The organism is Pseudomonas sp. WMBT8, from assembly GCF_050916005.1.
Classification (GTDB): Bacteria; Pseudomonadota; Gammaproteobacteria; order Pseudomonadales; family Pseudomonadaceae; genus Aquipseudomonas.
This window is the reverse complement of sequence record NZ_CP188096.1, coordinates 3,071,344-3,096,913: the sequence shown is the minus strand read 5'-3', so window position 1 is coordinate 3,096,913 and position 25,570 is coordinate 3,071,344. Positions and strand designations below refer to the sequence as shown.

Sequence of the window (25,570 nt, the reverse complement as noted above, 5' to 3'; positions counted from 1 at the left end):
GTTTACTCCTTATACAGGTTAGACAAGTCCAGGCCGCGGGCTAATGAGATGTCGCAGGGCCATCATTGTTCAACAGTTGCTGAAATTGTTCTGACGACACCGCGTGAGAGATCAGGAAGCCCTGGACCTGGGTGCAGTCGATTTTGCGCAGCAGGGCCAGTTGCTGGGGTGTTTCGACTCCTTCGGCGACGACGGTCAGCCCCAGTTTGCGGCCCAGTGCGATGATGCTGGCCAGGGCCGAAGCCATGCCCTCGTTATCATGGCAACCCTGCACCAGCGCCTGGTCGATCTTCAGTTCGGTAAACGGGGTCGAGACCAGGTTCAGGTAAGAGCTGTAGCCTTTGCCGAAATCGTCCTGGGACAGGCCAAATCCCTTGATCCGCAGGCGGCAGGCACCGGCGTAGAAGTTGCTGATGTCCTGGGGCACCGAGCATTCCATCAGCTCGAAGCAGATCATCCCCGGGATGCCCTGGTGCTCCAGGACAAACGCCAGCAGGCGGTCTGCCAAGTCATGGCTGTTGAGCAGGTGGGTCGGCAAGTTGATCGATACCGGAATCTCATACCCGCGCTGGCGCCAGCGCTCCTGGGCATGGATCGCTTGCTTGAGCACCAGCCACAACAGACGCTCCTCCAGGTCGAAGGCCTTGATCGCCGGCAAAAACGCCGCGGGCAACAGTACCCCTTGTGCGGGGTGCATCCAGCGCACCAGCGCTTCGGCAGCGACGATCCGGCCGTTGGCCAGGGATTTTTTCGGTTGGAACCAGGCCTGGACTTGCCCGTTGCCCATGGCCTGGATGAGCGTATGCCGGTCAATCGCCGGGGCCGTCGCGGCCGGTGGGGAAGGGCTGCGGTCCTTGTGGTTGAGCTGGCTGACCAGGCTGCGCAGCGCATCAGCGGCGACCGGCTTGGAAATCAGCCCGATGACTTTCACATCGAGATTTTTCGCCACCAGGCTGGCCGCCATCAACATCCGCCGGGACGCGGCACTCATGATAGCCAGGGCGGGCTTGCAACGCAGGGTCGCCAGGCTCTGGATAAACTGCACACCGTCCATGCCTGGCATCAGCAGATCCGTCAGTACCAGGTCGAAATCACGCTGGCGCAGGCGCTCCAGCGCCTCGTTCCCATCCTGGGCAGCTTCCAGCAGGAAGTCGCCCAATTCATTGAGCAGGTTCTGCAGGTACAGGTGCTGCAGGGGATGGTCCTCGACGATCAAAATACTATAGGGCTTCATGGGGGATCCGTGCGTAAGGCTCCAGGTAGTTGAAGAGGGCCCGCAACGCAAAGGGTTTGACCAGGCAATGGTTCATTCCGGCGGCCAGGCACAGGTCGGCCTCGCCGCGCATGGCGTTGGCAGTCGCGCCGATGATGGGCAGCGCGCAACCTTGGCTGCGCAACTGCCTGGCTAATTCGTAACCGTTGACTCTGGGCATATTCACATCCGTCAGTACCACATCGAAGTGTGAGGCCTTGCACAGCTGCAGCGCTTCATGACCATCGCAGGCCAATTCCACGGTGCACCCAAGTTCCTCAAGCTGATCGCGCAAAATCAATTGATTGATAACGTTGTCCTCGGCCACCAGCACATGCAGGTTGAGCTTGCGCAGTTCACGCTTTTGCGCCTGCTCATCGACCCGGGCGACCCACAATCCCTGGGCCTGGCTGACCGCCTGGTGAATCGCACTCAATTGGTTGAGGTTGGCGTGCCACGTACCGGTCTCGGGTTGCTGGCCATTGCCGCTGTTGCTACTGACCAGGATTACCGGCCCCGGCCAATCGGGCACCAGGGGTTGTTCGATGGCGCCGGGGTGCAGCTCCAGCAGCAGTTGGCCATCGGGGTGGGTCGGCTGGCCGGTCTGGGCCCGGGCGCCCCAGCGGCGCAGCCAGCCGCTGATCGATTGAGCGAGTTCGGGAATCGGCGAGACCACATAGACAGTCTCGGCAAGCAAGCTGCTCATGGGCGCACAGTGCGCAACTTCCAGTGGCAGGGTCAGGCTGAAACTGCTGCCCAGGCCCAGCTCGCTGACCATGCGGATATGCCCGTTCATCAATTGCGTCAGGCGCTGGCATATCGGCAGGCCAAGCCCGGTGCCGGCCACCACGTTGGTATTGCCCTCGCTTTGATAGAACGGCTCGAAAATCATCGCCTGGTCTTCCTGGGCAATGCCTTTGCCGGTGTCGGACACTTGCCACAGCACGCTGGAGCGCTCGTCATCGCGGTCAAGCAACTTGACCCGCAGAACCACGCGCCCGTAGTCAGTGAATTTCACCGCGTTGTTCAACAGGTTGTTGAGGATCTGGCGCAGGCGCGTGACATCGCCCATCAGCCGCTCGGGCAGCTTGGGATCAAAGCAGGCGTAGAGCTGCAAACCCTTGCCCCTGGCGGCCGCGGCATAGCCCTGGATGATTTCATTGACCAGGTCCAGGGGCGAGAACTCGCTCAGCTCCAACGCCAACTGCCCGGCCTCGATCTTCGACACATCCAGCACATCGCAGATCAGTTGCAGCAACGTGGCCGAAGAACCCTCTATGGCATGCAGGTAGTCTTTTTGCTGGGCATCGAGCTGAGTGCGGGCCAGCAGTTCCAGGGTGCCCAGCACGCCGTACAGCGGTGTGCGGATCTCGTGGCTCATGGTCGCCAGGAACAGGGTTTTCGCGGCATTCGCCGCATCCGCTGATTGCCGCGCTTCTTCCAGGGCCGCTTCCACTTGTTTGCGCGCACTGATGTCGCTGAATGCACAAAACAGCACGTCCTCACCTCTATAGCGGGTGGGCGCGCTGCTGAGGTAAAGGTGGCGACCGTCGACGGTCTCGAAGTAATCCGAATGCCCGCAGGAGGTGCCATCGAAGGCCTGACGGATCCAGCCGGCGCACAGCGCTTCACGCTCCAGGCCGGTGCCCAGCCACTGCTGGGCCAGGGTGTTTTCCAGCACCACCTGGCCGTCAGTGCGACGCAGCACGCACAACGCCACCGGCGCGGTCTGGATCACGTCGCGCCCGAAGGCCTCGCTTTCGATCAGCGCCTGGATGCCATTGATCGACGGGATGATGAAGCGTTGATTGACCCGGCGCATCACCAGCCAGATCAAGGTCACGCTGAACAGGCAGAACACCAGCGATCCAAGCAGTTCGCGCCATAATCCGCGCACCACATCACGCAAGTTGATCGAATACATCAGTTGCCAGTCCGACGACTTCAGTTGCTTGCGAATCACCAGGTGATCCGGCACCAGGCCACCGCCGACAAAACCGAAAAAATTCTCGCCCTTGGGCTTGAGCAGGGACTGGTCCAGCCGTGGGTCGTGGCTATTGGTAAACACCAGCATGCCCTGGGAGTTGAGCATCATGAATTCGCCTGCACTCTGGTCATTGAGGGTCGTGGACACTTCATGGCTTTCCATCTCCAGGCCCAGCCAGCCGGAGTCGGGGTCGCGCTCATCCAGCAGAATGAACAGGTAGAGGTGGGAATGGCCTTCGGTCTGGTCGCTGAGCCAGAGTTCGCCGGGGTCCAACGGGTTGTGCTTCTTCAGCGCCCGCAGGCGATTGAGCATGCACTGGGAAAACGGCAGTACCTGAGGCGTGGAGTCGTAGAGCCGGGTCAGTTGCGGATCGGGGCCGGCGGTCACGTAGAGCAGGTTGACCTGCTTGGACTTCAGGTAACTGCGCATGCGCGAGGTCAGCCAGATGCTCCACTGATGGCTTGGCGTGTTGCCCAGCAGCAGGCGCTGCTCTTCGCCCACGGCCGGGTAGACCTGGGCCTTGGCCTGCGCGGATTTGCGCACCGCCGACAGGCTCAGGCTTTCAAGCAGCGCTTCACGGGTGGTGAAGAAGGTATGCGCCTCGGCAATGGCGCTGCTCATATAGCCGCGCCGCTGGGAGATGTCATTGTTGAAGGTGGAGAGCAGAAACGTATAGACACCGCTCAAGATGCCAACCAGCAACACGGTGGCGAAAAGACGAAGCAGCCTTCTGGCTGCTTCGGGTCGGGACAGGACGGGATTGATCTGCAACAGATAACTTTTAAATCGCATCGGCGGATTTTAATCGGCCGCCCAGCGCCTGGGCATAAGACGATCCTTAAAAGCGCCGGTGCCGTTACTTGTAGAACATATCGACCACGACCGCCGCATCGAACGCGCCGGGAATGGGCAGGCTGCGCCACTTCAAGTCCGCCCTGAAGTCTTGGCGGAAGGTCTGATTAGCACCATTCATTCGGGCCAGGGGGAACCATTCATTAAAGGGCAGATGCTGATTGGTATAGTCCCAGGCCAACGAAATGCCCACGGAACTGTTATTGGCCGGCACCAACAGGCCATTGATCACGTTCCCGCCGCCCGGGGTGGTGGCGAAGCGCGCGCTCACCGTATACGGGGTGTCGCAGGCTTTGCGCAGGCTCAAGCTGAAGGTGGCGGTGCTTGCCACCTCGCCGATCTGCGCCTTGCGCGAGGGCTTGGGAAAGTTCACCACGTTGGGCGTGATCGTCAGGTCTGGCGTGCAGGGCACGAAGCGGATGTCGTTGACGCCGGTGACGATGTAATTGAGGTTGCTGTTGGGGCGGTTGTTGAGCCCCGTAATACCGTCCAGTTGAAAGACCCGGTATTGCGACAGGGTACTGGCCTGGCCGTTTTGCGGCGTGGTACCAAATTTCTCGATAAACACGCTGAAGTTGAGGGTGAACCGGGCCTTGTCCCAACCGACGCAGTTTGACAAGTTGCAACCGCGGTCGGAGTAGAACCCAGTACCGTACTTGCCACTGCTTTGGGTGATCGGCACCGAGTTATAGCGAATCCCGGCACGAATGCCCTGACCGATACTGACGCTTGCCGGGTTCAGGTAAAAAAACACTTCTTCGCGGCCATGGTCAAAGTCATCCTTGCAAATCACGTTGACCGAGCGTGGGCCCGACTCCCAGATAATCGTGCCATCCGGCGCATCGGCCGCTACTGCCAATGCCGTGCCCAGGGGCGCGGTGTCAGCGACAGAACCGCTACCGTCCACCCGACAGGCCAGCGCATAGCTGGTAGCGGGGAGGGCAGCGCAGGCAAGCAAGGTGGCCAGGAGCAGGTATTTAAGGTGTGACATAGGTCGGTGTTCCCCACGAACCATCACTTGAGGGCCGCACGATGGCGGGCCTGCAAGCCGATATCGGTGATTTCGGTAAAGTTGATTTGGCTCCCGGCGCTGATGGGGGCCTTGGCACTGAAGACTTTGCGTTCCCCGGGCTTGAGCAATGCGTAGTCATCCAGCGCCTGAACCTGGCCGCCGGCGTCGATTTGCACATCGATCAGGGACAGGTGAAACGCACTCGGATTGGTGACCGCTATGGACTGCCCATCGGTGCGCTCCCACATCAAGCGTGGCACCGCCTCTGACGAGCTGCCGACAAGCCCAGGCGGGCGATAGAACAGCTTGAGACGCTGGCGCACGGCAAATTGCACGCTGTCGGTGGCTTGCGGCTTCAGCGGGATTTCCATGACGTTGAGCAAGAACATCGATTCCACGTCGTCGGGCAATCCTTCGCCGGCATACAGAATACGCAGCAGGTGATGCTGTTGAGCATCCAGGCGAACCAGCGGCTGAACCACGGCAAAGGGCACCGGCGAAGTTGCATCATCGTCCTCGCGGGTGACCCAGCTTTGCACCACCAGTTCACCGGGGGACTGATTGACGATGTTGATGCTGGCTTCTTTATATTGGCCAAAGTAGATCAGGCGCGTGCCTTCAATCTTGACCGTCGCCTGCGCGCAGGGCGCCAGGGCCAGCAGCGCTGCAAGCAGCGCACTGATCCAGAGCAGGGACCGGCAGAATGGCAAATGCTTGAGTGGTGACATGAGGGCCCGCAGCTTCCCTGGATAGGTTTGGAATGGCTTCGGGGCTCATGTTAGGAGGTGGGCGCTGGGGATTCTCTCAGGCGATTCTTAAAAGCCACATTTGCAGGCTCAGGGCTGGGGCGCGTTCTGCTTGTCTGCGCCAAAAGTGACGCTCTTGTTTGGGCGTGCCTGCCAATCACGCAGCCATTGCAGGCCCTTGGATGTGTTGCCGCGCGGCCGGTATTCGCAACCCACCCAGCCGGTATAGCCCAGTTGGTCGATCAGTTCGAACAGATAGGGATAGTTCAGCTCGTTATGCAGGTCCGGCTCGTGGCGATCCGGCACGCCCGCGATCTGGATGTGGCCGATACCGGCGAAGTCCTGGCGCAGCTTCGTCACCACGTCGCCCTCGACAATCTGGCAATGGTAGATATCGAACTGGACTTTCAGGTTGGCATGGCCGACGGCTTTACAGATGGCGTGCGCCTGATGCTGGTGATTGAGGAAAAACCCCGGTATGTCCCGGGTGTTGATCGGCTCCAGCAACACGGTGACGCCGCTCTTGGCGGCTTGTGTGGCCGCGTAGCCGAGGTTTTCCAGGTAGGTTTGCTGGTGCCTGGCGCGATCCGCTTCGTTTGCCAGCAGCCCGGCCATTACGTGAATGCGGTCGTTGCCCAGGACGGCGGCATATTCCAGGGCCTGGTCGAAACCTGAGCGAAACTCCGATTCACGACCAGGCAGGGACACGGTGCCTTTCTCGCCCGCCGCAACATCGCCGGGCGGCGCGTTGAACAGGGCCTGGACCAGGCCATTGTCGTCGAGCCGTTGTTTCAACTGTTGCGCGGGGTAGGCGTAGGGGAACATGTATTCCACGGCCTGGAAACCATCGGCAGCGGCGGCGGCAAAACGGTCGAGAAAATCATGTTCGGGGTAAAGCATGCTGAGGTTGGCAGCGAAACGAGGCATGAAGACTCCAGGGGTGAACAATCAATCTGGGTTACCACTGAACACCAAAGGCCGCGTGCAACTCATCCAGTGCCGACTGGGGCAGGGGAGCGGGGCGCGGATCGGTCATCAGCCACAGGCGTGCGGTTTCTTCCAATTCTTCCAGGGCATAGCTGGCTTTGGACACCGAGCTTTCCCAGATCACCGGCCCGAGGCGCTCAAGCATCACCCCGCGCACACGGTTGGCCAGCTGCGCCACCCGCTCGGCCACCTTGGGAGAGCCGGGGCGCTCATAGGCGATCTGCGGGATGCGCCCGACTTTCATCACTTGGTAAGGGGTCAACGGCGGCAGGATTGTATCCTCCTGCCAGACCCCGGCCAGCGTCAACGCCACCAGATGGGTCGAGTGGGTGTGGACCACGCCGCCCACCCCAGGGTTGCGATCGTAGACCTGACGGTGCAGGGCCAGGGTCTTGGACGGTTTGTCGCCACTGACCCATTCCCCGGCCAGGTTGACCTTGGCAATCGCCGCCGGGTCGAGACGCCCCAGGCATGCGTCCGTGGGCGTGATCAACCAGCCGTCCTCCAGGCGCGCGCTGATATTGCCGGCGCTGCCCACCGTGTAGCCACGGGTGTACAACGAAGCGCCGACGTCACAGATCTCTTCACGCAGGGTATTTTCGTTGCTCATGTCCGAACTCCTGCCAGTTGCTTGAGGGCCTTGTCGAAGAAATCCACACCGCCGAAGTTACCCGACTTGAGCGCCAGTGCCAGGGGTTCCCCGGGCGTGCTGACGCAGGCGGGCACCCCTGGGTCGATTTGCGCGCCGATCTGCAATAGCTGGATATTCAGCGCCTGGACCACGGCGCCCGAGGTTTCCCCGCCGGCGACCACAAAGCGCCGCACACCGGCCTCGCGCAGCCCGCTGGCGATCCGCCCCATGGCTTGCTCCACCAGGTGCCCCGCACGCTCGGCGCCTAATTCGCGCTGGACCGCCTTGACCTCATCGGCCGTGTTGGTGGCGTAGATCAGCACAGTTTGCGCATGGTCGGCGGCGAAGGCCAGCGCCTCCTCGACCACCGGTTTTCCCGCCGCCAATGCCAGCGGGTCGATACGCAAGGCCGGGCGACCTGCCTGCAACCAATTCGCGACCTGCCCCCTGGTGGCCTGGGAAGCGCTGCCCGCAAGCACCACCTCAGCGCCTTTGACGGCGGGCACTTGTGTAGCGTCCAGCGTGCGCAATTTGCCGGCACGCCGAAAGTTGCCCGGCAAGCCCAGGGCCAACCCGGAACCGCCAGTGAGCAGCGGCAACTGCGCACAGGCCTCGCCCAGCAGATAGAGATCGGTATCGCACAGGGCATCGGCGACAGCCATGCTGACCCCGTCGGCGCGCAACTGAGCGATGCGCGCGCGGATGCTCTCGACGCCGCCGGCCACGCTGTCATAGCGCAACAGGCCGACCTTGCCTTGGGTCTGCGCCTGTAACACGCGAACCAGGTTGGCGTCAGTCATTGGCGTCAGCGGGTGATGCTGCATGCCCGACTCGCTGAGCAATTGGTCTTGCACGAACAAATGCCCGCGAAACACCGTGCGCCCGTTTTCCGGGAACGCCGGGCAGGCGAGGGTGAAATCGCTACCCAGCGCGTCCAGCAAGGCGTCGCTGACCTGGCCGATATTGCCGGCCGCCGTGGAGTCGAATGTCGAGCAGTATTTGAAAAATATCTGCTCGCAGCCGCGCTCGCGCAGCCAGTGCAGCGCTTCGAGGGACTGCGCGACGGCATCGGCGGCCGGCACCGTGCGTGACTTGAGGGCAATGACGATTGCATCGGCGTCGAGCTGGCTGGCGACATCGGCAGCGGGTATGCCGATGCTCTGCACAGTACGCATGCCGCCGCGCACCAGCATATTGGCCAGGTCCGTGGCTCCGGTGAAATCGTCGGCAATGCAGCCCAGCAGCGGCCGGGCAGGGGCGTTCAACATGGTGCGCTCCTCAATCGGGTTTAGCCGGGCTGGTATTCATGGATGAATTGCTCGATCACATCAGTGAAATGCTCGTCTGCGGTAAAGCCCAGGTCCCGGGAGTAGGTGGCGCAAAAGGCGCCGGGCCAGGAGCCGACGATGCGCTCGATCGCCTGGTTGGGCTCCATGCGAATCCGTTCGGCCACTTGCGCACCGGCGGTCTGGCGCAGGGCATCGATCATGCGCTCAACGGTGATCGACAGGCCCGGCATGTTGATCACCCGGCCCTGGACCAGTTGCTCGCCACCCAGTTCATGGCCATGAATCAGGTTGCCAATGGCCTGTGCCGGCGACATCAGCCACAGGCGGGTGTCGAGTGGTACCGGACACACGCTGGGTTGGCCGTTGAGCGGCTCGCGGATAATCCCGCTGGCGAAGCTGGAGGCCGCCAGGTTGGGTTTGCCTGGGCGCACCACGATGGTCGGCATGCGCAGGCTGCGACCATCGACGAAGGCGCGCCGGCTGTAGTCGGCGAGCAGCAAGTCGTTCATGGCTTTTTGCGTGCCGTAGGAGCTTTGCGGCGCCCAGACCTGATTATCCGGCACCTGTTCCGGCAACTGTCCGCCGAACACCGCGACAGAGCTGGTCATCACCCATTTGGGGCACGTACCGAGCTGGCGCACGCGCTCCAGCATGTTCTGGGTTGCGCTGAAGTTGATGCGCATGCCCAATTCAAAGTCGCCTTCGGCCTGGCTGGAAACCACCGCAGCCAAATGGAAGATGCTGTCTGTGTTGGCATCGATCAGGCTTTCCAGCACTTGCGCGTTGGCGATATCGCCACACACCACTTTGACCCGGGGATCAGCGATCCCTGTGAGTTCGACCATGTCGAAGGCGACGATCTGCCCGATGGGCCGCGACTGGCCAGTGCGGTCGGTGAGCGAACCACGCAGCAGCAGCGCTTCGATCAGGCGCCGGCCGAGGAAGCCGGCTGCACCGGTCACGAGAATATTCATGAGTTACTCCAAACGTCAGCGGTTGACGAGTTTTCCGGGAATTCTGAAGACCAGCAGGGCGCCGAGGAACAGGGCGCTCGCCATCACGTACATGCCGATTGTGGTGCTGTGGGTCAGGTCCTTGAGGAAGCCCATCAGGTACGGCGAGACAAAGCCCGCCAGGTTGCCCCAGGAGTTGATCAGCGCAATACCAGCAGCGGCAGCCGTGCCGCCGAGGAAGGCTGTCGGCAGGCTCCAGAACAAGGGCAGGGTGCTCATGGCCCCCATCGAGCCCAGGGTCAGGCCGATCATCGACACGGTAAAGTTGTCGCTCCAGGTGGCGGAGATGAACAGGCCGATACCCCCGAGCACGGCGGTCAGCGCCAGGTGCCAGCGCCGTTCGCGCAGCCGGTCGGCACTGCGTGAAACCACGATCATGGTGACTGCCGCGGCGGCGTACGGGATGGCGGTGAGCATGCCCACCTCAAACACATCGCTGACGCCGGCCTGGCGGATAAGGGTCGGCAACCAGAAACCGACGGTGTAGAACCCGGCGATCATGCAGAAGTAGATGGCCGTCAACAGCCAGATACGCGGTTGCAGGAACACCTCTTTAAGGCTGTGCTTCTGGTGGCCGACGGCTTCGGCGTCAATGCGTGCCTGCAGCAGGGTTTTTTCTTCGCGGGTGAGCCAGCCAGCGCTGGAGATCCGGTCGCTGAGGCAGAACACCACGAGGAAACCGACGGCAATCGAGGGCAGCCCTTCAAGGAAGAACAGCCATTGCCAGCCGGCATATCCATGCATACCGTTGAACGCGCTCATGATCCAGCCGGACAGCGGCGCGCCAATCAGCCCGGACAGCGGCACAGCGGTGGCAAACAGGGCGTACATCTTGCCGCGGCGGTGGGTCGGGAACCAATAGGACAGATACAGGATGACACCCGGATAGAACCCGGCCTCGGCAATCCCCAGCAGGAAACGCATGATGTAGAAGGATGTCGGCGTGGTCACCAGGGCCATGGCCGAGGAGATGATGCCCCAGGTGATCATGATGCGGGCGATCCACAAGCGCGCGCCGACGCGATGCAGGATCAGGTTGCTGGGCACCTCGACGAGGAAGTAGGCAATGAAGAAGATCCCTGCACCAAGGCCGTAGACGGCTTCGGAAAACTGCAAATCGTCAGACATCTGCAACTTGGCGAAACCGACGTTCACCCGGTCCAGGTAGGCGACCAGATAGCACAGCAGCAACAGCGGCATGATCCGCCACGCCACTTTGCGATACGCCAGGTTCTCGAAGCGATCTGCGGGTACGGCAGTACTGGTTTGAATCACTGACTCAGTCATGTGTTTCCCCCATCCTTATTTTTATAGTGGGTGGCGTTGTGTGTGTCGGATTACATGATGGGGCGTTTTTTATCATAATACGTCATACGAATTCAACGACTAAATCCCCAGGGGACGCCGGGTCTAAAATGCAGTACCTTTCACAGATTTGAGCCAGAGCTTTCTATGCCCACTGCTGACAAGTCTTCCTGTAGTGCCGATGCGCTGGGCGTCCTCAAGGACTCCGCCAAGGGCACACTGTCCGACCAGGTGACGGCGGCCCTCAAGGCCTACATCGCCAACGGCGAAGCACTGCCGGGCGATCGCCTGCCCACCGAGCCCGTACTCGCCGAGCGCTTCGGCGTGAGCCGGACGGTTATCCGTGAGGCCATTTCGCGCCTCAAGTCAGCCGGCCTGGTGGAGGTGCGCCAGGGCAGCGGCACGGTGGTCAGCGAAGGTGCGCACATCAAGGCGTTCACCATTGACCTGGATGTGGGCGGGTCGATCGAGGCAGTGTTGCGCGTCACCGAACTACGCCGTGGCATCGAAGGCGAAGCGGCGGCACTGGCGGCGCAACGGCACTCTCCGGCGCAACTGGAAGCGATCCACCAGGCGCTGAAGGCCATTGATACGGCCGAGCAGGGGAGTCGCGACGGGGTTGAGGAGGACTTGGCGTTCCATCACTCCATTTCCAAGGCGACCGGCAATCCGCTGTATCCGTCATTGCACGAATTCATCGCGCAGTTCATCAAAGAAGCGATCCGCATCACCCGCTCCAACGAAGAACGCCGCCGCGACCTGGCCAAGACCGTCCGGGCCGAGCACTTTGCGGTGTACGCCGCCATTGCCGCACGCGACCCGCAAGCCGCGCGCCAGGCGGCGCTGGAGCATATCAATAATGCGGTTGAGCGGCTCAAGAGTGCTGATCCTGCGTTTTGGCAGAGTCCGGGGGCGAGGAAGGGTTAGCATTTTAGCTTGGGAGTGTAAGTGGATTATTATAACTAAACTAAACAGTTATTTAGTTTAGTTATAGTCAAGAGCATAGCTAAACGTTTGGCATCATATAGGGACGATCTATATGCGGGGAAGGCTTACGTCAGGTCTGTGGGTGGCATGTTTCGTGATCAGTGCTACAGCGCTGGCGGATGAACTACCGCGTAGCGAGCAGTTAAAAGCATTCCGCGCTGCTGGATTTAACCAAGAGACGTCGGAGTGCGAAATCGAGACAACAGGTAGCTACACGCCGGTAACCATGGAATTGGTTGAGGACCTGAACGGTGACGGCCGGCCGGATGCGTTGATTACCGAAGGCAGCACTTACTGTTATGGGCAAGCGGGTACTGGATTTTATCTAGTCAGTCAGCAGTCTGACGGCCACTGGAAACTCATGCTCAAAGAAAGCGGCGCCGCTGAGTTTCTCGCTAGCAAAGGCAGTAATGGTTGGCCTGATGTCAAGGTCGGCGGCCCGGGCTCTTGTTTCCCAGTACTGCGTTACGACGGGCAACGATATCGATTTCATCACAGTGTTGGTGAACGGTGTGCTGACTCGCCATAAACGTCAGATGGCCCAAGACTCAAACGAAGGCAAGTCAGTGACGGCGACGGAGGCTGCTTTTGAATCTGGCACGCAGTGGTTCTAGGTCGCTTAGTGAAAAGCAGCCTCCAGAGCCCCCCAGCTCCGCATAGGATAGTTCGCATAATGTATATTATGTTAAATCAAGTGGCTGTCGATGAAACTGATTCAATGCAGGTTCTCTTCAGGTCAACGACTACCGCTGCTTGTACAAGCCTAGAGCGGCGCTTTGAGAGCCATATCATCAATGCTCGTTCCGACCGCACTCGTTACCGCAGCCTGACAGATACGCAACTCCAGATCGTTCGCACGCTGAACGTTGCGCACCGAAGGTGAACTGAACGGGACGCCCTTGTTGATCACTTAAACAACGAAACCGCTGCAGTTGGGCCCTTGCGCTCTTGGGTCAGGATAAACAACACACCGACGATAGGAATAATCGCCGCCGCAAATGGAATCGCTTGTGCACCGAAATGGCTGTCAATGACTGCGCCACCAATCATTCCACCCAGGGCGTTGGCAACATTGAACGCCGAGATATTCGCCGTGGCTGCCAACTCCGGCGCTTTACCGCCGTAGTTCATCACCCGCATCTGCAGCGCCGGGACATTGGCAAATGAGGTTACACCAAAGGCAAAAACAGCCAACAGAAACGCGTATGGGTTGCTCGACACTAGGTACGCCACGACCAGCGACGCGATCATCGCCAAAGGCCAGCCAATCAGCGACAGACGCAGGTTGGCATCGGCGGTCCTGCCACCCAGGCTATTGCCGATGACCAGGCCAATCCCAACGATCATCAACACCCACGTGACGTTACCGCGATCGATGCTTGCAACTTGCTCGGCAAAGGGCGCCACGTAACCGTAGAACGTCATGAAGCCAACCCAACTGAGAACGGTAATCAGCAGGCTCGCCAACAAGTTACGGTCACGTAGCCCAGCCAGTTGCCCCATCACGGAGACGGCCTTTTCCTGTCCTTGTCGCTCGATGTTAGTGGCAATCGCCACGGCTGCCACTGCCCCCAATGCCGCGACCACAAAAAACGCTGCGTGCCACCCCAGCGCATTGCCAATCCACGCCCCTGCCGGCACACCCAGTACATTGGCCAGGGTCAGGCCAGCAAACATTTGGCCCACTGCACGCCCCGCCATCTGCGGCGCGACCAAACGCGTGGCAACTACCGCGCCGATCCCATAAAACGGGCCTTGGGTCAGGCCGGCCAGGACACGGCTGATCAGCAGCACGGTGTAATCCTGGCTGAGCGCGGTGATCAGGTTGGCGACGATAAACAGCACCATCAACCCCAGTAACACATTGCGTTTCTCAAAGCGCGATAGCCACAGGGTCAGCAAAGGCCCCCCCACGACAATGGATAGGGCATAGGCAGTGATCAACGATCCTGTCTGGCCTTCGCTGATCGCCAGGCTTTCAGCCACTTGCGGCAGGATACCGGCGATCACAAACTCCGCCGTACCAATGGCGAACGCCGCCAGCGTGAGGATCCATACTTGAAAAGGCATTTTGGTTGAGTCAGTCATCGGTGTTTCTCCACGGGTGCGGTTGGGGGGCTACCAGCTGTTTTCAGAAGAGGGGCCAGGGAAAACGGTCTCTAGCAACTGCCCGCCCGGGGTGCGCAAAAAAATCCGCTGCCACGGATTTCGTGGGGGCGAGTGCCCTCCTCCAGGTCAAAGACTTGAATCAGGAAGTCGCGGATAGCGCGAAGGTCGCGGGTTCGTAGGGTGACGTGATCGATATGCACGATGTCGTTCCTCAAGAGTGAATGCAGAAACGATATCCTTGAAGCCCAAGGCGTAGAATCCATTCAAAAGCACAATCATATTCAGGGAAATCCGGATAATGCTCTTCGAGAACCTCGCGCTGTTTTTATTGATTGTCGAGAAAGGCGGATTGTCGGCGGCAGGCCGCGAGGTCGGACTTTCGCCCACGTCTGTGTCGGAACGGCTCGGGGCTCTGGAAAGGCACTACGGCGCAACCCTGCTGACCCGTACGACACGTTCGATCAGCCTGACGGACGAAGGACGGATGCTGATGGAGGGCGCCCGGCGCCTGCTCGCCGAAGCTGAAGACATCGAGAGCAATATCAAACTGGGCACCGAAAGGATCTCGGGCCTGATACGCCTGAGCGTCCCCGTCGACCTGGGCCGCAACCGCATCGTGCCGATCCTTGATGACTTTCTGCAGGCGCATCCCAACGTCAGCCTCGACCTGAACCTGACCGATGGCTACCTGGATCTCGCGGGGCAAGGGATTGATTTCGCCATTCGATATGGCGCCCTGTCCGACAGCACCCTGCGCGTCAGAAAGCTCAGCGAGGGCCGTAGGGTCGTGTGTGCATCCCCCGCTTATCTCACGGCCCACGGCACGCCCCAACACCCATCGGACCTGGCGCAACAGCAGTGCATCCTGATGCGCTTTGGCAGCAGCATCCACCGTGAATGGCAGTTCCGCGCCGATGGTCGTACATTCAAGGTTCTGGTGTCAGGCAGGCGTATTGCCAATGACGGTGATCAGGTGCGCCAGTGGTGCCTGGCCGGTCACGGCATCTGTATCAAGTCCTACATCGATGTGCGTGATGACTTGGACGCAGGCCGACTGGTCGAGGTGCTGGAGAGCTACTCTCTGCCGGGCGTGGACTTGCAGATTGTCTACCCTTCCGGCCACGTAGTGCCGCGCCGGGTCAAACTGCTGATGGACGAAATCTCCTTGAAGCTGGCAACTTGAGCGCGCTCCAAGGAGATGTTTCAGAGCTGACCTGAGAGCTTGCGCCCTACTGAGCCCAGGCGGAAAAATCCGAGTAGCCACGTTCGGTACCGCCAAATAGCTCGGCACCTTCGAGACCCGCTAACGGGTACCCCTTCTCCAGCCGCAGAGGCAGATCCGGATTGGCGACAAACTTGCGTCCGAAGGCAACATAATCTGCGTAGCCTTTTTCCAGGACCCATTCTGCGAGTTCCAGGTCGTACTTACCGGCCACCACAATCGCATTGCGAAAGCGCTCGCGCACGGCTTGGCGGAAGTCCTCGGGAAACTTGGGGGCATCATCCCAGTCCGCTTCGACCAGGTGCAGGTAGGCAATGCCCTTGCCTTGCAAATAGCTGGTTGCTTCCAACAAGGTGGGCAGAATGTCCGGGCACGCCATGCCACGTGCCGTAAGAAACGGCGCAACGCGGATCGCCGTACGGGCGGCTCCCACTTCATCAATCACTGCATCCATGACTTCCTTGAGAAAGCGCAGGCGGTTCTCGCGCGATCCGCCGTACTCATCTGTACGAACATTAGACGTGGTACGTAGGAACTGGTCGATCAGGTAGCCGTTGGCCCCATGCACTTCGACACCGTCGAAACCCGCGGTCATGGCATTACGCGCAGCCTTACGATAATCGTCGACGATGGCGTGGATTTCGTTACGCTCCAGCGCCCGTGGTGTCGGGCACGGGGCCATGCTGCCGACAGCCGATTCGGCGTCCACTTTCCAGATGCTGCCGTCAAACGCAATTGCAGACGGCGCGACCGGCAATTGGCCATTGTGGAAATCAGGGTGCGACATACGCCCTACATGCCACAACTGCAGGAAAATTCGCCCGCCAGCGGCATGCACCGCATCGGTCACCAGGCGCCAGCCGGCGACCTGTTCGTCACTGTAAATACCTGGGGTGAATGAATAGCCCTTGCCCTGGGGCGAGATCTGCGTGGCTTCAGTAACAATGAACGCGGCCGACGCCCGCTGTGCGTAATACACCGCGTTCATGGCGTTCGGCACATCGCCAGGCTGGGTGCTGCGCGAGCGGGTCATGGGCGCCATGACTACACGGTTGGGGGTGTGCAGTTGGCCAACAACGCCAGGGGTAAAAAGTGTGGACATCAGTGTCTCCTCGTAGATAGTCGGTGGTGCCAATGACCACAGAATATCTATGAGGGGATTTCTTGATAATCGACTCGGTTCGGGAAATATATTCCGGTGAATCCGGATAATGCGATGGTAGGCAGACGCAAAGCCAGCATGATCAAAAGAAGGTGGGTAACTCAAGCGCCAAAATTAAAGGCAATAGAAATACGCGGACGCGTCCCTTCAAAACGTCTTACGGAATGCATCAGCCACGACGGGAACATAATGAACGTTCCGCTGGTAGCGGCATAAGTCGTACTAAAACCGGCGGTAAGACAATCTTCCACTCTCATGCGCAACGCAGGATTGTAGGTCGATGCAACCATACCGCGTGGGTCGATAAACTCCAGGTCACCGCCAACAGCCGGATCCTCCTCTCGCCCGCCCGCATCCACCCAATAAACCCCCGACCAAAATGCCCCCGGGTGGCCATGCAACGCATTGCTGTGGCCCGCCTGGTTAACGTTTACCCAGGCATTGAGTTTCCATGCAAAACTCGGTTCAGTTAGGCCGTACTGCTCGCTATGCACCGCCGTCAGTTGAGTGGCGAACTCCTTGGCAAAGCCGACCAACGCATCGCAGGCCTGCCCGCCCCATTCCGGGAAGTCGCTGGCCGACTGCCAGCCGCCGTCGTTACTACGCTGCGTGCCGCCCTGATCGCTCGCCATGCGACAGGTGATCAGGGTTTTGAGCTCTGCATTGAGTTCTTCTGCATCGGGGTACTGGAGACAGGCCAGGGGAGTTGCAAACAGTCGCCTGATGTTTATCAGCTCAGGGTTTACCGGGTTATTGCTGGAGTGCATTGAGCGTCGACCAAGTTGCGTTAATTGCAGCAGACCTTACCTGACGAACTAAAGCACATATGTAAACCTTTGTTAAAAATTTATGGACTTCAGTCAAACTACATAAGTTGATCAGCTTTCATCCCGCGGCTAACGATCACGCCTCAATCGCGCGAAGTTCGCAGGTAATTATCAACAGAAACAAGACCGGCTCCCGTGTTAACCCGGCAAACACCACAAAATACTCTGGATACGGTAAACCTATACTTCCAAAGTAATCACGAGACACTAAGTACTCTATAGATCTCAGCAACCACCTGCCTTGTTGCGTCTTCGATCGATCCTTCATTCCGACATAAAACCCAACCGTGATTCGCAACCGCTCGCTCGAACGCCTCGGTACACGCCACATGTTCTTCCAACCTATGGATCACCGTGCTGCTCAGCCCACGCCGTCGCGCCGCAGCCCTCGCCCATGAAACCCCAGGTGCGGTGACAATCCCCACATGCAAGTCCGGTACTTGCACGTTTCGGTCAATGTTCAATTGCAGAATCTCTGCAAACGGCACTATGCGGCGAAACGCTGCATCGGATGGGTACCAGCGATCAATCAACACAATCCTACCGGGTAGCTGTTTAGCCAGGACGTGTTGAGAAATCCACGCACGGCTGTCCGCGAGGCGTTCACAAATCTCCCACTCCAGGTCCCGCGAGGGATTTCTGACCAGCGTGTTAACGAGGGTCATTGTTTCCCGTCTAAAGGGATCGCTTTTTTTCTCGCACAGTCGGATGACCTTTTTGTTGTCCGCCCTTAGTGCTTTGGTAACGGCTTCCAACAGTGTGGTTTTGCCGGTGCCCTTGGGCCCATCCAGAGCAACAAACAGCAGACGATTCATTGCTGCAGTTCAACCAACCGCTGCTTGTAACTGTCGCGCACGCAGGCCTGTTTGTCGTCAGCCTTCCAGCAGTCGTTGCGGCCCTTGATCCAGCCACGTTGTTCGGCCTTGAGCATCTTGGCCTGGCTACCGGCCTTTTTCAGCGCGGCGCTGTAGGTGCTCGCCATTTGGCGATCAAGGGCGCTAAGCGCTTCGCTGGCGCAGATCAGCGTCTCTATTGAGCTGCTCAAGTTCGCGCTGCACTTGAACGAAGGCCCCGTCTGGGCGTGTGCGTCGAGGACAAAAATGGCCACTGGCAACAGCGCCGCTCGGATAAATAAATGCATGAGGGGGTTCCTAACGGTATTGGGTTCGCCTACTAGGATAAGCCTTGATGGATAATGTTTAACCGTCATGCCTTTAAAGCTCCAATGTCCAGGCCAGCAAAGTACTTGTGCGCAATAGTGGCATTTTAGCCAGCCGTTTTCGACATCATCTAACTCTCAAATCAGCTGTGGCACACGTTGCCCCCGGGTAAACTGCCGGCCTGATCCACTTCTTGAATAAAAGAGCCCCCATGAGCCACCTAGACTACACCCCCGACCTCGACCCCGATTCCATCTCATCCGACGTGATCGGCTTCAACGGCATCCTGGTCTCCACCCAAATCCCCGTGCGTGCCGATGGCAGCCTGGAGCTGGGCGATATCACCGTGCAAAGTGAATGCACCTTGCAAGCCCTCAAGGTCGCCCTTGAACGTGCAGGTAGTTCCATGGACCGGGTCATGCACTTGACCATCTACCTCACTGACATGGCCGACCGCGCCGCATTCAACGAGGTGTACAAGCGCTTCTTCGGCAAACCCTGGCCGGTGCGTGCGGCTGTTGGCGTGGCCGCATTGGCGGTCGAAGGCATGCGCGTGGAAGTCACGGCGATGGCCGCCAAGGGCTGAGCCCGGCAGGTTATTGGGCATCCAGCGGGTGCCGGTCAGGCGATTCACGGCTACAATGCGCACCTCAACCGTGACAAGCCTGACTAAAAAAACTATGTCCTTGCCCAAGCATCATCTGGAATTGCTCAGCCCTGCCCGCGATGTCGCCATCGCGCGCGAGGCTATCCTGCACGGCGCCGACGCTGTGTATATCGGCGGCCCGAGCTTCGGTGCGCGCCACAACGCCTGCAACGACGTGAGCGAGATCGCCCAACTGGTGGAGTTCGCCCGTCGTTACCACGCCCGCGTGTTCACCACCATCAACACCATCCTGCATGACGACGAACTGGAGCCAGCGCGCAAGCTGATCCACCAGTTGTACGATGCCGGGGTTGATGCGTTGATCGTCCAGGACCTGGGCGTGATGGAGCTGGATATCCCGCCCATCGAGCTGCATGCCAGCACCCAGACCGACATCCGCACCCTGAACCGGGCCAAGTTCCTCGACCAGGCCGGGTTTTCCCAACTGGTGCTGGCCCGCGAGCTGAACCTTCAGGAAATCCGTGCGATTGCCGATGAAACCGATGCCGCCATCGAGTTCTTCATCCACGGCGCGTTGTGCGTGGCGTTCTCCGGGCAGTGCAATATTTCCCACGCGCAAAACGGCCGCAGCGCCAACCGTGGCGACTGCTCCCAGGCCTGCCGCCTGCCCTACACCCTCAAGGATGACCAGGGCCGCGTCGTCGCCTTTGAAAAACACCTGTTGTCGATGAAAGACAACAACCAGAGCGCCAACCTGCGCGCCCTGGTGGATGCCGGCGTGCGCTCGTTCAAGATCGAGGGCCGCTACAAAGACATGGGCTATGTGAAGAACATCACCGCCTATTACCGCCAGCGCCTGGACGAAATCCTCGAAGACCGCCCGGACCTGGCCCGCGCCTCCAGCGGCCGCACTGCGCATTTCTTCCTGCCAGACCCGGAAAAGACCTTCCACCGCGGCAGCACCGACTACTTTGTCAGTGACCGCAAGATTGATATCGGCGCCTTCGACACCCCGACCTTTACCGGCTTGCCGGTAGGTGTGGTGGAAAAAGCCGGCAAACGCGACTTGCAGGTAATCACCCACGAGCCGCTGTCCAACGGTGACGGCCTGAACGTGCTGATCAAGCGCGAAGTCGTAGGTTTTCGCGCCAATATCGCCGAGCCTAAAGGCGAGTTCGAAGAAGACGGCGAAAAGCGCTACCGCTACCGTGTCGAGCCCAACGAAATGCCGGCGGGCCTGCATCAACTACGACCGAATCACCCGCTCAACCGCAACCTCGACCATAACTGGCAGCAAGCGTTGCTCAAGACCTCGGCCGAGCGCCGGATTGGCGTGTCCTGGCAGGCGTGCCTGCGCGAAGACCAGCTGCAACTGACCGCCACCAGTGAAGAAGGCGTGAGCGCCAGCACCACCCTGCCCGGCCCGTTCGGCGTGGCCAACAAGCCGGAACAGGCACTGGACACCCTGCGCGACCTGCTTGGCCAACTGGGCACCACCCAGTATCACGCCACGGCGATCGAGCTGGATGCGCCGCAGGCGTACTTCATTCCCAACTCGCAACTCAAGGCCTTGCGCCGCGATGTGATCGAAGCGCTGACCGTGGCCCGTGTCGAGGCCCACCCCCGTGGTGGTCGCAAGGCCGAAACCACACCGCCGCCGGTGTACCCGGAATCGCACCTGTCGTTCCTGGCCAACGTCTACAACCAGAAGGCCCGCGATTTCTATCACCGCCACGGCGTGAAGTTGATCGACGCAGCCTACGAGGCCCACGAAGAAACCGGTGAAGTGCCGGTGATGATCACCAAGCACTGCCTGCGTTTCTCCTTCAACCTGTGCCCCAAGCAGGCCAAGGGCGTGACCGGCGTACGGACCAAGGTCGCGCCGATGCAGCTGATTCATGGCGACGAAGTACTGACCCTGAAATTCGACTGCAAGCCTTGTGAAATGCACGTGGTGGGCAAGATCAAGGGCCATATCCTCGACCTGCCGTTGCCGGGCAGCGGTGTGCAGCAGCAGGTCGTGGGGCATATCAGCCCGGCGGACCTGCTCAAGACCATCCCCCGCGCGCCACACTGACCCACGCCCTTGTAGGAGCCGGCTTGCCGGCGATAGCGCCCTCCAGATCGCCATCGCCGGCAAGCCGGCTCCTACAAGGGGCGCCTGGATGGCGGCAGATCGTGTTCAGCACGCCACCACCAGCCTCGCTGCAACCCTGCCGCCGCTAGCAATATTGCCGCAACGCCCAGCCACTGTGCCCAGCCCAGACGATGCCCGTAGGCCATCCAGTCAACCAGGATCGCCGCAATCGGGTAGATGAACGACAGCGCCCCGGTCAATGCCGTCGGCAGCTTTTGAATCGCACCATACAGCAGCACGTACATCAGGCCGGTGTGCACCACCCCCAGTGTCAACAGCGCCGCCCAGGCATCAACCGGCGCCCAAAGGCTGTGCCACGAAACCAGCGGCACCAACAGCACTGCACCGGTACTCACTTGAATCAGCGCCAGCAGATGGGGCGGCACAGCCTTCAGGCGCTTGATGATCAGTGCAGCGATGGCATACAAAAGGGCCGCGCCCAGCGCCTGGGCCACGCCCCACAGGTATTGATCACCGCTGCCCTGCTGCTCGCCATGGGCGGTGACGATAGCCAACATGCCCATGAATGACACGCTCAGCCACGCCAGCTTCTGTACGGTGATTTTCTCGCCAAGCAACAGCGCCGCGAGGATCACCAGCATAAATGGCTGAACGTTATAGACCGCCGTGCTGATGGCAATCGACGCCTTGGCATAAGACGCAAACAGCAACAGCCAGTTACCCACGATGGCCACGCCGCTCAACATGGCCCAGCCGAGTGTTGAATAACTCAGCCATGTACTGCGCAAATACCCCAGGCGCCAGCACACCAGCAACAGGGTCAAGGCGCCAATGACGCAACGCCAGAACACCACCTCAATGACCGGCACGCCAGACACCAGCACGAACCAGCCGATCGTGCCGGAGATCAGCATGGCACCGACCATTTCCCATGAGCCGCGACGTATGGATGTGTCCATGATTTAGCTCCTCGAATGAGGCTAAATTATGGCAATCTGCGTCGATCAGGCTCCAGCGCCTGAATAAGGCCAAAGGTAGTCAGCGCCTATTCTTATTAGGTGAAATAGCAGGTTTGGTTAAGGAGCCCAGGATGATTGATATTATTGACCAACAACTGATTGCCGCCCTGATGGACGACTCGCGCTGCACGCTCAAGACCCTGGCGGGGATTACCGGCCTGTCCTCGCCCAGCGTTGGCGAGCGATTGCGACGCCTGGAGGAACGCGGTGTTCTGAAGGGCTATACGGTGGATATCGACCCCAAACACTTCGGCTATTTGCTGCAAGCCATCGTGCGCATCCGCCCCCTGCCCGGCCAATTACAGGAAGTGGAGCGGCAGATCCAGGCAATACCGCAGTTTACCGAGTGCGACAAAGTCACCGGCGACGACTGTTTTATCGCACGGCTGCACGTACGCACCATGGACCAGCTGGATACCTTGCTTGACCGGCTCAACGGCTACGCCGAGACCAACACCGCCATCGTCAAGAAAACCCCGGTCAAGCGTCGGTTACCGCCCTTGGATGGCGCGTAGAAGGCGGTACAGATCAATCGGAGCTGACCTCTTCTGGGGCGTCGTCCCCATCAATCAGCGGCACCTGCGCATCATCCATCAACGATCCGGGGTCTTCATTGCCCGGGTCATTGATCGGCTCCTCTTCGGTTGGGATATGCATGGCCCTAGCCGCCCTGGGTATCAATGTCAGCGTCGGTCTTGGGCTTGGGTTCGCGTTCGGGCTTGAAGTCCGGACTGTACTCGTTGTCCCTGGCCACCTTGTCGGTGACGGGTTGCGGGTCCTTGGGAGCCGTGGCCCCGTTGCTTGGGGTGGGCACGTTGCGGGCATCGTCAGCGATGGCTGGATCGTTCCTGCCGCTGGTTTGCAGGTCTTGGCTGTCATTGGTGCTCATGGGAACCTCTTTATTCGTTGGTGTAAGGTTAAGGTGCCGCGCGGCGGGATGAAGTTCAGTGCGCAAGCCCCATGCTGATCAATGGTCACCCCCCCGGGTTGTCTACCTGGATATAGAACGCAAACGCTGCCAGCAGCATCCAGAACACGGTGAACAACCACGGCGTGCGCACGGAAAACAGCAATGACTTGCGATAGCCCTTGTGCGACGACTCGGTCTCGCAGAACAGCGGCGACTCATCGTAGGCCAGGCCCATCACCGGCTCGCTGCGCAACAGTTCGCTCTGCTTGAAGTGCCAGTGGTCAATGATGTCGTAGGCCGCCCGGATGCCCGGCCAGGCATTGAGCGAGCTGAACACGCCAAGCATCGACAACATCAGCGGCACCACCAGGGTAAACAGCTTGCCCCACTCCGGGTTGAGGTTGCCCATGCAGGACACAAAGGCAATCACCAAAAACGACTGCGCCGTCAGGTAGGCATCGGTACGGTTGGCGAGGATGGAGGTTTCGTACTGGATTTCCCGACGATAGAAATCCAGCCGGTCCTTGGGCGAGCCGAAGATCTTAGCGTTGTGTTCGGTGTGGTCGGTCAGCGCCGATTCCGGGCTGTGCGGGGAGATGATCCTGGGCACAATCGATATTCCTCAGAGGGCGTAATCCACTTAGAAGAACCGGCGGTGCCCGAAGTTCAGGTCAATCGCCTGCACCGTTATGAAGCAAATGCTGCGCCTATCACGCACCACGCTTGCCCAGGCCGCTCCAGTAACGGGCTGATACATCGTGTAATCCCAATAAACACGCTTGCGGCACAGCCATTGCTTTACTCCTGCTACTGCCTACTTGCCAGGGTGAACACAGGAGCAACTGTTACCCCCCGACTCAGAGCCGACTCCAAAAGAAAGTAAGGACAAGGTCCGTTGGCGCCAAAAGCCACGGGCTCATAACAATGCGTTTTCTAAAGCGGCAGTGCCTGCAGCGTTTTACCCGGCACTGACAAGGTAATTGGAATGGCTCGATCTTTCTTCGATGAAATGAATGACGCAAATGGCGTGTGCCGTGCGCACTACCAGGATTTTTCCCGCTGGCTGGCCAACACGCCGCCGGAACTGCTGGCCCAGCGCCGCCGCGAGGCCGACCTATTGTTCCACCGCGCCGGGATCACTTTCACCCTGTACGGTGAGGAGCAAGACACCGAGCGCCTGATTCCCTTCGACATCATCCCGCGCAGCATTCCCGCCAGTGAGTGGAGTGTGATCGAACGCGGCTGTATCCAGCGGGTCAATGCGCTGAACATGTTCCTCGCCGATATCTATCACGACCAGCGCATTATCAAGGCCGGGATCATTCCCGCCGAGCAGGTGCTGGGCAATGAAGGCTATCAAAAGGCCATGATCGGCCTCGACCTGCACCGTGATATCTATTCGCACATCTCCGGTGTCGACCTGGTGCGCGATGGCGACGGTACGTATTACGTCCTCGAAGACAACCTGCGCACCCCCAGCGGCGTGAGCTACATGCTCGAAGACCGCAAGATGATGATGCGCCTGTTCCCGGAAGTATTTGCCAAGCAGCGCATCGCGCCGGTGGACCACTATCCCAACCTGCTGCTCAAGACCCTGAAAAGCGCCAGCCGCCTGGACAGCCCCAATGTGGTGGTGCTGACCCCCGGGCGCTTTAACAGCGCGTTTTTCGAACACGCGTTCCTCGCCCGGGAGATGGGCGTCGAGTTGGTCGAAGGTGCCGACCTGTTCGTGCACGACCTCAAGGTGTTCATGCGCACCACCGACGGCCCGAAACCCGTGGATGTGATCTACCGGCGCATCGACGACGCCTTCCTCGATCCCCAGGCCTTCAACCCCGAATCCATGCTCGGCGTGCCCGGCCTGGTGGCCGCCTACTGCGCCGGCAATGTGGTGCTGGCCAATGCCATCGGCACCGGGGTGGCCGACGACAAATCCATCTACCCCTATGTGCCAGAGATGATTCGCTTCTATCTGGATGAGGAACCGGTGTTGCAAAACGTACCCACCTTCCAGTGCCGCAAACCCGATGAACTGTCCCACGTACTGGCGCACTTGCCCGATCTGGTGGTCAAGGAAACCCAGGGTTCCGGCGGCTACGGCATGCTGGTGGGCCCAGCCGCCTCGGCGGCCGAGATCGAGGACTTCCGCCAACGCATCAAGGCCCGGCCCCATGCCTATATCGCCCAACCGACCCTGAGCCTGTCCACCTGCCCGACCTTTGTCGAAAACGGCATCGCGCCACGGCATATCGACCTGCGCCCGTTCGTGCTGTCGGGCAAGGAGACCCGACTGGTGCCAGGCGGCCTGACCCGCGTGGCATTGCGTGAAGGCTCATTGATCGTCAATTCGTCGCAAGGCGGCGGAACCAAGGACACCTGGGTGGTGGAGGGCTGA

The 25,570-nt window shown here is 59.9% G+C and carries 25 protein-coding genes; 7 read left to right on the top strand and 18 right to left on the bottom strand.

Translation table 11 applies throughout. From position 1 onward, the window contains the following. Nucleotides 1-40: 40 nt before the first annotated feature. The 9 genes from ACO77H_RS14425 to ACO77H_RS14385 all read right to left on the bottom strand — a co-directional run bounded on the left by ACO77H_RS14425 (nt 41) and on the right by ACO77H_RS14385 (nt 11,056). Entirely contained in the window at nt 41-1,234 is a 1,194-nt protein-coding gene (locus ACO77H_RS14425; RefSeq protein ID WP_169951708.1) for an EAL domain-containing response regulator, read from the bottom strand. Next, a complete protein-coding gene (locus ACO77H_RS14420) occupies nt 1,221-4,031 on the bottom strand; it encodes an ATP-binding protein (RefSeq protein WP_170057328.1) in 2,811 nt (936 codons plus the stop codon). Before ACO77H_RS14420 ends, ACO77H_RS14425 begins: the two co-directional genes overlap by 14 nt. 64 nt (nt 4,032-4,095) lie before the next feature. Then, nucleotides 4,096-5,082 carry a fimbrial protein gene (locus ACO77H_RS14415; protein WP_170041398.1) on the bottom strand — a complete coding sequence of 329 codons (987 nt, stop codon included), beginning with the start codon at nt 5,080-5,082 and terminating at the stop codon, nt 4,096-4,098. Nucleotides 5,083-5,105: 23 nt separating this feature from the next. Further along, the gene (locus ACO77H_RS14410) at nt 5,106-5,831 is read right to left on the bottom strand and encodes a fimbrial biogenesis chaperone (protein WP_432754140.1); all 726 of its coding nucleotides are present in this window, start codon (nt 5,829-5,831) and stop codon (nt 5,106-5,108) included. A gap of 108 nt (nt 5,832-5,939) precedes the next feature. Beyond that, nucleotides 5,940-6,776: a 2-oxo-tetronate isomerase gene (gene otnI / locus ACO77H_RS14405; RefSeq protein WP_432754139.1), complete on the bottom strand. Its 837-nt coding sequence runs from the start codon at nt 6,774-6,776 to the stop codon at nt 5,940-5,942. Between the two features lie 31 nt (nt 6,777-6,807). Then, the gene (locus ACO77H_RS14400) at nt 6,808-7,446 is read right to left on the bottom strand and encodes an aldolase (protein ID WP_170057331.1); all 639 of its coding nucleotides are present in this window, start codon (nt 7,444-7,446) and stop codon (nt 6,808-6,810) included. Then, entirely contained in the window at nt 7,443-8,735 is a 1,293-nt protein-coding gene (gene otnK / locus ACO77H_RS14395; protein WP_170057332.1) for a 3-oxo-tetronate kinase, read from the bottom strand. The genes ACO77H_RS14400 and otnK overlap by 4 nt, the downstream gene beginning before the upstream one ends. A 20-nt stretch (nt 8,736-8,755) precedes the next feature. Then, on the bottom strand, nt 8,756-9,730 hold the full coding sequence (gene denD, locus ACO77H_RS14390) for a D-erythronate dehydrogenase (protein ID WP_169951692.1): 975 nt from the start codon (nt 9,728-9,730) through the stop codon (nt 8,756-8,758). Between the two features lie 15 nt (nt 9,731-9,745). Continuing rightward, nucleotides 9,746-11,056, bottom strand: coding sequence for an MFS transporter (locus ACO77H_RS14385; protein WP_169951690.1), 1,311 nt, complete (start codon nt 11,054-11,056; stop codon nt 9,746-9,748). Nucleotides 11,057-11,221: 165 nt separating this feature from the next. Between ACO77H_RS14385 and ACO77H_RS14380 the strand changes: the two genes are divergently transcribed. Together ACO77H_RS14380 and ACO77H_RS14375 are read left to right on the top strand one after the other, a co-directional pair. After that, nucleotides 11,222-12,001, top strand: coding sequence for a FadR/GntR family transcriptional regulator (locus ACO77H_RS14380; protein WP_169951688.1), 780 nt, complete (start codon nt 11,222-11,224; stop codon nt 11,999-12,001). 154 nt (nt 12,002-12,155) lie between these two features. Next, a complete protein-coding gene (locus tag ACO77H_RS14375; RefSeq protein ID WP_170041405.1) occupies nt 12,156-12,590 on the top strand; it encodes a hypothetical protein in 435 nt (144 codons plus the stop codon). A 377-nt stretch (nt 12,591-12,967) separates the two neighbouring features. Here the strand turns inward: ACO77H_RS14375 and ACO77H_RS14370 are convergent, their stop codons facing one another. After that, on the bottom strand, nt 12,968-14,149 hold the full coding sequence (locus ACO77H_RS14370; RefSeq protein ID WP_170041416.1) for an MFS transporter: 1,182 nt from the start codon (nt 14,147-14,149) through the stop codon (nt 12,968-12,970). 319 nt (nt 14,150-14,468) lie between these two features. On the opposite strand from ACO77H_RS14370, the gene ACO77H_RS14365 reads away from it, so the two are divergent. Continuing rightward, nucleotides 14,469-15,353 carry a LysR family transcriptional regulator gene (locus tag ACO77H_RS14365; RefSeq protein ID WP_169951618.1) on the top strand — a complete coding sequence of 295 codons (885 nt, stop codon included), beginning with the start codon at nt 14,469-14,471 and terminating at the stop codon, nt 15,351-15,353. A 46-nt stretch (nt 15,354-15,399) separates the two neighbouring features. Here ACO77H_RS14365 and ACO77H_RS14360 read toward each other — a convergent pair whose 3' ends face one another. The 4 genes from ACO77H_RS14360 to ACO77H_RS14345 all read right to left on the bottom strand — a co-directional run bounded on the left by ACO77H_RS14360 (nt 15,400) and on the right by ACO77H_RS14345 (nt 18,522). Further along, on the bottom strand, nt 15,400-16,497 hold the full coding sequence (locus ACO77H_RS14360; RefSeq protein WP_432755756.1) for an alkene reductase: 1,098 nt from the start codon (nt 16,495-16,497) through the stop codon (nt 15,400-15,402). Between the two features lie 158 nt (nt 16,498-16,655). Continuing rightward, entirely contained in the window at nt 16,656-17,321 is a 666-nt protein-coding gene (locus ACO77H_RS14355; RefSeq protein ID WP_169951614.1) for a TIGR02466 family protein, read from the bottom strand. Between the two features lie 257 nt (nt 17,322-17,578). Beyond that, nucleotides 17,579-18,196, bottom strand: a complete 618-nt coding sequence (locus ACO77H_RS14350) for a dTMP kinase (RefSeq protein WP_170057336.1) — start codon at nt 18,194-18,196, stop codon at nt 17,579-17,581. Continuing rightward, nucleotides 18,193-18,522: a lysozyme inhibitor LprI family protein gene (locus ACO77H_RS14345; RefSeq protein ID WP_169951610.1), complete on the bottom strand. Its 330-nt coding sequence runs from the start codon at nt 18,520-18,522 to the stop codon at nt 18,193-18,195. The genes ACO77H_RS14350 and ACO77H_RS14345 overlap by 4 nt, the downstream gene beginning before the upstream one ends. Nucleotides 18,523-18,752: 230 nt before the next feature. Between ACO77H_RS14345 and ACO77H_RS14340 the strand changes: the two genes are divergently transcribed. Further along, nucleotides 18,753-19,127, top strand: a complete 375-nt coding sequence (locus ACO77H_RS14340; protein WP_169951607.1) for a RidA family protein — start codon at nt 18,753-18,755, stop codon at nt 19,125-19,127. Nucleotides 19,128-19,221: 94 nt separating this feature from the next. Continuing rightward, complete coding sequence (locus ACO77H_RS14335) at nt 19,222-21,225, top strand: peptidase U32 family protein (RefSeq protein ID WP_169951605.1); 2,004 nt, start codon at nt 19,222-19,224, stop codon at nt 21,223-21,225. A 71-nt stretch (nt 21,226-21,296) separates the two neighbouring features. Here the strand turns inward: ACO77H_RS14335 and ACO77H_RS14330 are convergent, their stop codons facing one another. Next, nucleotides 21,297-22,205, bottom strand: coding sequence for a DMT family transporter (locus tag ACO77H_RS14330; protein WP_169951603.1), 909 nt, complete (start codon nt 22,203-22,205; stop codon nt 21,297-21,299). Nucleotides 22,206-22,336: 131 nt separating this feature from the next. Between ACO77H_RS14330 and ACO77H_RS14325 the strand changes: the two genes are divergently transcribed. Beyond that, nucleotides 22,337-22,780: an Lrp/AsnC family transcriptional regulator gene (locus ACO77H_RS14325; RefSeq protein WP_170057337.1), complete on the top strand. Its 444-nt coding sequence runs from the start codon at nt 22,337-22,339 to the stop codon at nt 22,778-22,780. 13 nt (nt 22,781-22,793) lie between these two features. Here the strand turns inward: ACO77H_RS14325 and ACO77H_RS14320 are convergent, their stop codons facing one another. The 3 genes from ACO77H_RS14320 to ACO77H_RS14310 form a co-directional block, all read right to left on the bottom strand. Next, nucleotides 22,794-22,922: a hypothetical protein gene (locus ACO77H_RS14320; protein WP_262386245.1), complete on the bottom strand. Its 129-nt coding sequence runs from the start codon at nt 22,920-22,922 to the stop codon at nt 22,794-22,796. Nucleotides 22,923-22,926: 4 nt separating this feature from the next. Further along, nucleotides 22,927-23,154, bottom strand: coding sequence for a hypothetical protein (locus ACO77H_RS14315; protein WP_170057338.1), 228 nt, complete (start codon nt 23,152-23,154; stop codon nt 22,927-22,929). An 85-nt stretch (nt 23,155-23,239) separates the two neighbouring features. Beyond that, nucleotides 23,240-23,785, bottom strand: a complete 546-nt coding sequence (locus tag ACO77H_RS14310) for a hypothetical protein (RefSeq protein WP_170057339.1) — start codon at nt 23,783-23,785, stop codon at nt 23,240-23,242. A gap of 375 nt (nt 23,786-24,160) precedes the next feature. Between ACO77H_RS14310 and ACO77H_RS14305 the strand changes: the two genes are divergently transcribed. Then, the gene (locus ACO77H_RS14305) at nt 24,161-25,570 is read left to right on the top strand and encodes a circularly permuted type 2 ATP-grasp protein (RefSeq protein ID WP_432754138.1); all 1,410 of its coding nucleotides are present in this window, start codon (nt 24,161-24,163) and stop codon (nt 25,568-25,570) included.

Coding starts and splice junctions, on each gene's coding strand:
- ACO77H_RS14425 (WP_169951708.1), bottom strand. CDS start 1,234: ATGAAGCCCTATAGTATTTTGATCGTCGAGGACCATCCCCTGCAGCAC.
- ACO77H_RS14420 (WP_170057328.1), bottom strand. CDS start 4,031: ATGCGATTTAAAAGTTATCTGTTGCAGATCAATCCCGTCCTGTCCCGA.
- ACO77H_RS14415 (WP_170041398.1), bottom strand. CDS start 5,082: ATGTCACACCTTAAATACCTGCTCCTGGCCACCTTGCTTGCCTGCGCT.
- ACO77H_RS14410 (WP_432754140.1), bottom strand. CDS start 5,831: ATGTCACCACTCAAGCATTTGCCATTCTGCCGGTCCCTGCTCTGGATC.
- otnI (WP_432754139.1), bottom strand. CDS start 6,776: ATGCCTCGTTTCGCTGCCAACCTCAGCATGCTTTACCCCGAACATGAT.
- ACO77H_RS14400 (WP_170057331.1), bottom strand. CDS start 7,446: ATGAGCAACGAAAATACCCTGCGTGAAGAGATCTGTGACGTCGGCGCT.
- otnK (WP_170057332.1), bottom strand. CDS start 8,735: ATGTTGAACGCCCCTGCCCGGCCGCTGCTGGGCTGCATTGCCGACGAT.
- denD (WP_169951692.1), bottom strand. CDS start 9,730: ATGAATATTCTCGTGACCGGTGCAGCCGGCTTCCTCGGCCGGCGCCTG.
- ACO77H_RS14385 (WP_169951690.1), bottom strand. CDS start 11,056: ATGACTGAGTCAGTGATTCAAACCAGTACTGCCGTACCCGCAGATCGC.
- ACO77H_RS14380 (WP_169951688.1), top strand. CDS start 11,222: ATGCCCACTGCTGACAAGTCTTCCTGTAGTGCCGATGCGCTGGGCGTC.
- ACO77H_RS14370 (WP_170041416.1), bottom strand. CDS start 14,149: ATGACTGACTCAACCAAAATGCCTTTTCAAGTATGGATCCTCACGCTG.
- ACO77H_RS14365 (WP_169951618.1), top strand. CDS start 14,469: ATGCTCTTCGAGAACCTCGCGCTGTTTTTATTGATTGTCGAGAAAGGC.
- ACO77H_RS14355 (WP_169951614.1), bottom strand. CDS start 17,321: ATGCACTCCAGCAATAACCCGGTAAACCCTGAGCTGATAAACATCAGG.
- ACO77H_RS14350 (WP_170057336.1), bottom strand. CDS start 18,196: ATGAATCGTCTGCTGTTTGTTGCTCTGGATGGGCCCAAGGGCACCGGC.
- ACO77H_RS14345 (WP_169951610.1), bottom strand. CDS start 18,522: ATGCATTTATTTATCCGAGCGGCGCTGTTGCCAGTGGCCATTTTTGTC.
- ACO77H_RS14340 (WP_169951607.1), top strand. CDS start 18,753: ATGAGCCACCTAGACTACACCCCCGACCTCGACCCCGATTCCATCTCA.
- ACO77H_RS14335 (WP_169951605.1), top strand. CDS start 19,222: ATGTCCTTGCCCAAGCATCATCTGGAATTGCTCAGCCCTGCCCGCGAT.
- ACO77H_RS14330 (WP_169951603.1), bottom strand. CDS start 22,205: ATGGACACATCCATACGTCGCGGCTCATGGGAAATGGTCGGTGCCATG.
- ACO77H_RS14325 (WP_170057337.1), top strand. CDS start 22,337: ATGATTGATATTATTGACCAACAACTGATTGCCGCCCTGATGGACGAC.
- ACO77H_RS14320 (WP_262386245.1), bottom strand. CDS start 22,922: ATGCATATCCCAACCGAAGAGGAGCCGATCAATGACCCGGGCAATGAA.
- ACO77H_RS14315 (WP_170057338.1), bottom strand. CDS start 23,154: ATGAGCACCAATGACAGCCAAGACCTGCAAACCAGCGGCAGGAACGAT.
- ACO77H_RS14305 (WP_432754138.1), top strand. CDS start 24,161: ATGGCTCGATCTTTCTTCGATGAAATGAATGACGCAAATGGCGTGTGC.